General features: G+C 65.0%; 7 protein-coding genes and 1 pseudogene. 5 read left to right on the forward strand and 3 right to left on the reverse strand.

Annotation, left to right across the window (positions count from 1 at the left end; translation table 11 throughout):
- From ACE3TU_RS16280 to ACE3TU_RS16300, 5 genes and pseudogenes are all read left to right on the forward strand, one after another.
- Window positions 1-510, forward strand: a pseudogene (locus tag ACE3TU_RS16280) (amino acid ABC transporter substrate-binding protein); the annotation flags it as partial.
- 105 nt (window positions 511-615) lie between these two features.
- On the forward strand, window positions 616-1,806 hold the full coding sequence (locus ACE3TU_RS16285) for an amino acid ABC transporter permease (RefSeq protein WP_374626063.1): 1,191 nt from the start codon (window positions 616-618) through the stop codon (window positions 1,804-1,806).
- 3 nt (window positions 1,807-1,809) lie between these two features.
- A complete protein-coding gene (locus ACE3TU_RS16290) occupies window positions 1,810-2,940 on the forward strand; it encodes an amino acid ABC transporter permease (RefSeq protein ID WP_374626075.1) in 1,131 nt (376 codons plus the stop codon).
- A gap of 2 nt (window positions 2,941-2,942) precedes the next feature.
- Window positions 2,943-3,743: an amino acid ABC transporter ATP-binding protein gene (locus ACE3TU_RS16295; RefSeq protein ID WP_374626065.1), complete on the forward strand. Its 801-nt coding sequence runs from the start codon at window positions 2,943-2,945 to the stop codon at window positions 3,741-3,743.
- Between the two features lie 100 nt (window positions 3,744-3,843).
- Complete coding sequence (locus ACE3TU_RS16300; RefSeq protein ID WP_374626067.1) at window positions 3,844-4,893, forward strand: amino acid ABC transporter substrate-binding protein; 1,050 nt, start codon at window positions 3,844-3,846, stop codon at window positions 4,891-4,893.
- On the opposite strand, the gene ACE3TU_RS16305 is transcribed toward ACE3TU_RS16300, so the two are convergent.
- The 3 genes from ACE3TU_RS16305 to ACE3TU_RS16315 form a co-directional block, all read right to left on the reverse strand.
- Window positions 4,894-5,607: an alanyl-tRNA editing protein gene (locus tag ACE3TU_RS16305; protein WP_374626068.1), complete on the reverse strand. Its 714-nt coding sequence runs from the start codon at window positions 5,605-5,607 to the stop codon at window positions 4,894-4,896. It abuts the gene before it with no gap.
- The gene (locus ACE3TU_RS16310) at window positions 5,604-6,656 is read right to left on the reverse strand and encodes a cysteine synthase A (RefSeq protein ID WP_374626070.1); all 1,053 of its coding nucleotides are present in this window, start codon (window positions 6,654-6,656) and stop codon (window positions 5,604-5,606) included. The genes ACE3TU_RS16305 and ACE3TU_RS16310 overlap by 4 nt, the downstream gene beginning before the upstream one ends.
- A gap of 161 nt (window positions 6,657-6,817) precedes the next feature.
- A partial coding sequence (locus tag ACE3TU_RS16315) for an FAD-binding domain-containing protein (protein WP_374626072.1) occupies window positions 6,818-7,343 on the reverse strand: 526 nt, incomplete at its 5' end.

Here is a 7,343-nt window from a genome sequence, read left to right on the forward strand (position 1 = left end):
TTCAACACCGTCGTGTTCGTCGACCAGGACGAAGTGGTGAAGGCCTACGAGGACGGCCGCTGCGACGTGTACACCACGGACTCTTCGGCTCTCGCGGCCGAGCGTTCGAAGTTCGCCAATCCGGCCGATCACGTGATCCTGCCCGAGATCATCTCCAAGGAGCCGCTTGGCCCGGTGGTGCGTCAGGGTGACGATGGCTGGTTCAACATCGCCCGCTGGACCTACTTCGCTCTGCTCGAAGCTGAGGAACTCGGCGTGACCCAGGCCAATGTCGACGACATGCTGGCCTCCGACAACCCGGCCATCAAGCGCCTGCTCGGCGTCGAGGGTGACTTCGGCACCCCGATGGGGCTGACCAAGGACTGGGCCTACCAGATCATCAAGCACATCGGTAACTACTCCGAGAGCTACGAGCGCCACGTCGGCCCGTCGACGCCGATCGGCCTCGCTCGCGGTCTCAATGCCCTGTGGAAGGACGGTGGCATCCAGTACTCGCCGCCGATCCGCTGATCCAGCGCGTCCGGCGCCGCCTCGCGGCGCCGGATTCCAAGCTGGTGGTGGACGCCGCTGCGCGTCCGCCACCCGATGGTTCTCCTGGGCAGAGGCAAATCGCGTATGGCAAGCATGGACACGGCGCGACGGGCGCCGCCGCGCACGTTCTTCCTCAACGATCCGGTGGTGCGGGGTGTCTTCTACCAGATCGTCGTCGCCGTCCTCGTCGTGCTGTTCCTCGTCTGGATCGTCAACAACACGGCGGTCAACCTCAGGGCGCAGAACAAGACTTCGGGCTTCGACTTCCTGTGGAAGACGTCCGGCTTCGACATCAGCTTCTCGCTGTTCCATTTCGACCGGGCCTCCTTCTACTGGGAGGCCTTCCTCGTCGGCTTGACCAACACCATCCTGGTGGCACTGGTCGGCATCGTTTTCGCCACGATCCTCGGCTTCACCATCGGTATCGCGCGGCTGTCGTCGAACTACCTGGTCTCGCGACTTGCGACCGTCTATGTCGAGACCATCCGCAACGTCCCGCTGCTGCTGCAGCTGTTCTTCTGGTATTTCGCCGTGCTCAAGGCGATGCCGGCCGTGCGGGACTCGATTGCTCTTCCGTTCGACACGTTCATCAACCAGCGTGGACTCTTCGTCCCCCGGCCGCTGTTCGACGAGCAGTTCGGCTGGGTGCTCGCCGCCCTGGCGGTCTCGATCGTCGCCTGGATTGCCATCTCGATCTGGGCGCGGCGACGGCTGGAGGCCAGCGGCAGGCGCTTTCCGGTATTCCTCACCGGCCTCGCCATCACCGTCGTGCTCGTCGCGGCGATGTGGCTGCTCAGCGGTGCCGCGGTGACCTTCGAGATCCCGGTGCTCAATCGCTTCAACTTCAAGGGCGGCATCGAGCTGCCACCCGAACTGGTCGCCCTGGTCTTCGGGCTGAGCATCTACACGGCGGCCTTCATCGCTGAGACCGTGCGGGCGGGCATCCAGTCTGTGAGCCACGGACAAACAGAGGCCGCGCAGGCGCTCGGCATCAAGGAGGGAGATCGGTTGCGGCTCGTCATCGTGCCGCAGGCACTGCGCGTCATCATTCCTCCGCTGACCAGCCAGTACCTCAATCTGACCAAGAACTCCTCGCTCGGCGCCGCCATCGGCTACCCGGAACTGGTCAACGTGTTCACTGGCACCACGCTCAACCAGACCGGACGCGCCATCGAGGTGATCGCACTCACCATGCTGGTCTATCTGATCCTGTCGCTCAGCACCTCGGCGCTGATGAACTGGTACAATGCCCGCGTGGCATTGGTTGAGCGCTAGGAGCTGCCGATGGCCGATATTGCCTTCGTTCGCTCCGAGATCGTCCAGCAGCAGTCTCCGCCGCGCCGCGAAAGCGGCGCCGTGGCGTGGATGCGAAAGAACCTGTTTTCGTCGATTTCCGACACCGTCCTCACCCTGCTTGCGGCGCTGTTCCTGCTCTGGGTGATCCCGCCGCTGTTCGGCTTCCTGATCGGCCGCGCAGTGCCTCCGGGCGGCACCGTTGAGCAGTGCCGGGTGGAAAACGTCGGGGCCTGCTGGGCCTATGTCGCCAGCGAGATCGAGTTCTTCATCTACGGCTTCTACCCGATGGCGGAGTACTGGCGCCCGAACCTGGTGTTCGCGCTGTTCGCTCTGCTCATCGTGCCGCTGCTGTGGCCGCGCGTACCGTACAAGCTCGCCAACGCACTGCTCTTCTTTGTTCCATTCCCGATCGTCTCGGTGATCCTGCTGGCCGGCGGCGTGCTTGGCCTGCCCGAGGTGCCGACCGAGCAGTGGGGCGGCCTTCTGGTGACGCTGATCATCTCCGTGGTGGGGATCTGCCTATCGCTGCCGCTGGGCATCCTGCTGGCGCTCGGCCGTCAGTCCAAGCTGCCCATCATCAAGACGCTCTGCATCGCCTTCATCGAACTGATCCGCGCAGTGCCGCTGATCACCGTGCTGTTCATGGCGTCGATCATGCTGCCCCTGTTCATGCCGCAGGGGACGACAGTCGACAAACTGCTTCGCGCCCTGGTCGGTGTGACGCTCTTCTCGTCGGCCTACATGGCAGAAGTGGTCCGCGGCGGCATGCAGGCCATCGGGCGCGGCCAGTACGAGGCGGCCCAGGCGCTCGGCCTCGGCTACTGGCGCCGCATGGGCTTCATCGTGCTGCCGCAGGCCCTCAAGCACGTGATACCCGGGATCGTCGGCAACTTCATCTCGCTCTTCAAGGACACCTCGCTCGTCTACATCGTCGGCATGAAGGACCTGCTCGAGGCGGTGAAGACCAAGAACGATGCCCTCGAATGGGCCTCGCCGACCCAGGCCGTCACCGGCTATATTTTCGCCGCCGCCGTGTTCTGGGTGTTCTGTTTCTCCATTTCCCGCTACTCCCGATACTGGGAGACCCGGCTCAATACCGGTCACAAGAGGTAGTCATGTCAGACGTTTCTTCGCTGGTCGTCGACCGCAGTATCGACCGTTCCCACATGTCCGTCAGCCAGACGGAAGTCGCGGTCGAGATCGTCGGCATGAACAAGTGGTTCGGCGATTTCCACGTGCTGCGCGACATCAACCTCAAGGTGATGACGGGCGAGCGCATCGTCATCGCCGGTCCGTCCGGTTCCGGCAAGTCGACCCTGATTCGCTGCATCAACCGGCTCGAGGAGCACCAGAAGGGGCAGATCATCGTCAACGGCACGGAACTGACCTCCGACCTCAAGCGCGTCGACGAGGTCCGTCGCGAGGTCGGCATGGTCTTCCAGCACTTCAACCTGTTCCCGCACCTCACCATCATGCAGAATCTCACGCTCGCACCCATCTGGGTGCGTGGCATCCCGAAGGCCGAGGCCGAGCAGACGGCCATGAAATACCTCGAGCGGGTCCGTATTCCTGAGCAGGCACACAAGTTCCCCGGGCAGCTCTCCGGCGGTCAGCAGCAGCGCGTTGCCATCGCCCGCTCGCTGTGCATGAACCCCAAGATCATGCTGTTCGACGAGCCGACCTCCGCTCTCGACCCGGAGATGGTGAAGGAAGTGCTGGAGGTGATGATCAGCCTCGCCGAGGAAGGCATGACCATGCTGTGCGTCACCCACGAAATGGGTTTTGCCCGGCAGGTCGCCAACCGGGTGATCTTCATGGATCAGGGCCAGATCATCGAGCAGAACGAGCCTGAGGCGTTCTTCTCCAACCCCCAGCACGAGCGGACCAAGCTGTTCCTCAGCCAGATCCTGCACTGAGCGCCCGCAGGCATCGGCTGCCGGTCGGACGTCGTCGCCCTGCCGCCTTGACCCCGCCACTCGCCGTCACGATAGTGCCGGCCGTACTGCGGAGAGTCCTTTGGCGTCACTGAAGCCGGCCATCTCGATCGCGCTTGCCTGGGCAATTGCTCTGGCGGCGCTGCCGTCTCTGGCTCAGGCCCCGGAAACCGCGCCGGAGGGTCCGACGCTCAAGGCTATACGCGAGCGCGGTCACCTGATCTGCGCCTCGTCCGATCCGCTGCCGGGCTTTGCCCAGCCGGGGTCCGACGGCCGCTGGACTGGCTTCGACGTCGATTTTTGCCGTGCCGTTGCGGTTGCCGTGTTCAACGATCCGAGCCGGATGGAGTTCCTGCCGCTTTCGGGCGAGAGCCGCTTCGCGCTGTTGCAGACCGGCGGCATCGACCTGGTCGCGCGCAACGCGCCCTGGAGCATGCGTCGGGATACCGGGTTCGGCGCCAGCTATGTCGCCACCTCGTTCTACGACGGGCAGGGTGTCCTGGTGCCGCAGACGCTCGGCGTGGTTTCGGCCTACGAACTGGAGAACGTCAGCATCTGTATCGTCGACGAGCCCGAGCAGCTCGCCAACCTGCAGGAGTTCTTCTTCACCACCCAGGCCGCCTACACCGAGTTGCTCTATGAGGATCGCGAGGATTTGGCGGTGGCCTACCAGGCCGGGCTCTGCAATGCCGTGTCGGCTCCGGCCAGCTGGCTCAACGCCATGCGCCGCACGCTCCCCGATCCGGCGACCCACCGCATCCTGCCCGAACGCATCTCCAAGGGCGCCTTCGGGCCGGTCGTGCGGGAGGGTGACGACCAGTGGTTCGACATCGTCCAGTGGACCCTGTTTGCGCTGATCGATGCCGAGGAAGCGGGCGTCACCTCGCTCAATATCGAATCCCTGAGGGCCGCCAAGACGCATCGCATCCGCCGTCTGCTCGGACTCGAGGGATCGTTCGGACCTGCCATCGGCCTCGATCAGCAGTTCATCGCCAACGTGATCAAGTCGGTCGGCAACTACGGCGAGATCTTCGAGCGCAATTTCGGTCCGGCCACCGGGGCGGCGGTTCTGCGGGGACAGAATGCGCTCTGGAGCAATGGCGGGCTGCTCTACGCCCCCCCGATCGAGTGATCAGCCGAACAGCAGGTTGATTCGGCGGTTGATGGCGCCCTTCTTTTCGATCTTGCCCAGCCGCAGCGGCCCGATCTCACGGGTGCGCGCCACATGCGTGCCGCCGCAGGGCTGCAGGTCGACGTCACCGATGCGGACCAGCCGGACGCGCCCCTGACCCATCGGCGGCCTGACGTTCATCGATTTGATCAGCCCCGGATTGGCCTCCAGCTCGGCATCCGAGATCCACTCGGCGGAGACCGGAAGGTCCGCGTCCACCAGCGCGTTCAGCCGATCCTCGATGGCCTGAGGATCGCCGGGCGTCTCGGGCATGTTGAAGTCGACCCGGCCCTTGTCCTCGCTGACCGAGGCACCGGTGATGGGGAACGGCAGCACCACTGTCACCAGGTGCAGCGCCGTGTGCATCCGCATGAGCTTCAGCCTCCGGTCCCAGTCGATGACTGCGACAAGCGTCTCGCCGACTTCGGGGCGCACCTCGCCATCCGCCGGCACATGCACGATAGCCGTCTTGTCGCCATCCGGGTGAACCGCCGCCGCTATCGCCACCACGGTCCCGTCGGCCCGCTCGAGCCGGCCGCTGTCGCCGGGCTGCCCCCCGGAGGTCGCATAGAACACCGTCCGGTCGAGGACGATGCCGCCCTCTGCGGTCAACGAAACCACTGTCGCCGCAGTCGAGCGGAGATAGCTGTTTTCGCGAAACAGGAACTCGGTCACGGCGTCGGCTCCGCCTCGAGGACCTCGCGCCACTGGGTCGAGGCCGGCTCCGCCAGCCAGTGCGGCACGGGCAGCCCTTTGGCGCGCAGGAACTCCGGATTGAACAGCTTGCTCTGGTAGCGGTTGCCGTAGTCGCACAGCACGGTGACGATCGTCTTGCCGGGTCCGAGATCGCGCGCCATGCGCACTGCGCCGGCAATGTTGATCGCCGACGAGCCGCCGAGGCACAATCCCTCGTGCTCGATCAGGTCGAAGATGTAGGGCAGGGCCTCTGCGTCCGGGATCTGGTAGGCGCGGTCGACCACGACGCCCTCCAGATTGGCGGTGATCCGGCCCTGGCCGATGCCCTCGGTGATCGAACCACCCGACGATTTCAGTTCACCGGCCACGTAGTAGCTGAAGAGCGCCGCGCCCTCCGGATCGGCGAGGCCGATCTGGATGTCAGGGTTTCGCGCCTTGAGGGCCATCGACACCCCGCCCAGCGTGCCGCCGGAGCCGACGGCGCAGATGAAGCCATCCAGTTTGCCGCCGGTCTGCTCCCATATTTCCGGCCCGGTGGTCTCTACATGCGCCTGCCGGTTTGCGATATTGTCGAACTGGTTCGCCCAGATGGCGCCGCCGGGCAACTCCTCGGCGAGCTTCTTCGCCAGCCGACCGCTGAGCTTCACGTAGTTGTTGGGGTTCTTGTACGGCTTGGCCGGCACCTGGATGAGTTCGGCGCCGAGCAGCGTCAGCGCGTCCTTCTTCTCCTGGCTCTGCGTTTCCGGGATGACGATCACCGAGCGGTAGCCGAGCGCGTTGGCCACCATGGTGAGACCGATCCCGGTATTGCCGGCCGTTCCTTCGACAATGGTGCCGCCCGGTTTCAGCAAACCCCGCCGCTCGGCGTCCCGAACGATGTAGAGAGCTGCGCGGTCCTTGACCGACTGGCCAGGGTTGAGGAACTCCGCCTTGCCCCAGATTTCGCAGCCAGTGGCATCGGAAACCCGGTTGAGGCGTATCAGCGGGGTGTTGCCGATGGCGGAGACGACGTCGTGGTAGTTGGGCATGGACCGTGCGGGAGCTGTGTACGTGTCCGGAACCTAGAGCCCACCCGCGCCGCTGCCAAGGGACAAGCCCGCGAATGGGTAATGCGTTTCGGCGATCGCCCGGACCTCGCAAGAAAGCCCCGGTGCCGGGCGCTGTTGGGGGCACGATCTGTCGCCGCGCGCTACAGTTGCGATAGGGTGTCGAGCGCGCGTTGACGGGAGGCCTTGAGATCGACGATCGGTGCGGGGTAGGTGCTCCCGATGCGCACACCCGCCGCGCCGAGGATGGAGGACGGGGCGTCGAACGGCCGGTGGATCCACTCGTTCGGCAATGCGGCGAGTTCTGGAACCCACCGGCGCACATAGCGTCCTTCGGGATCGAACCGCTCGCCCTGCGTCACCGGATTGAAGATGCGGAAATACGGCGACGCATCGAGCCCCGACCCGGCCACCCACTGCCAGTTCCCGGGATTGCTGGCCGCATCGGCGTCGACCAGCGTATCCCAGAACCAGCGCTCGCCGTGCCGCCAGTCGATGAGCAGGTTCTTGGTGAGCAGCGAAGCCACGAGCATTCGAACGCGGTTGTGCATCGTGCCGGTCGTCCACAACTCGCGCATGCCCGCATCGACGATCGGCAATCCCGTCCGCCCCCGCGTCCAGGCGGCAAACGCGGCGTCATCCGAGCGCCACGGCATATCGCGGTATTTT

It is taken from the genome of Devosia sp. (assembly GCF_041917035.1).
Classification (GTDB): Bacteria; Pseudomonadota; Alphaproteobacteria; order Rhizobiales; family Devosiaceae; genus Devosia_A.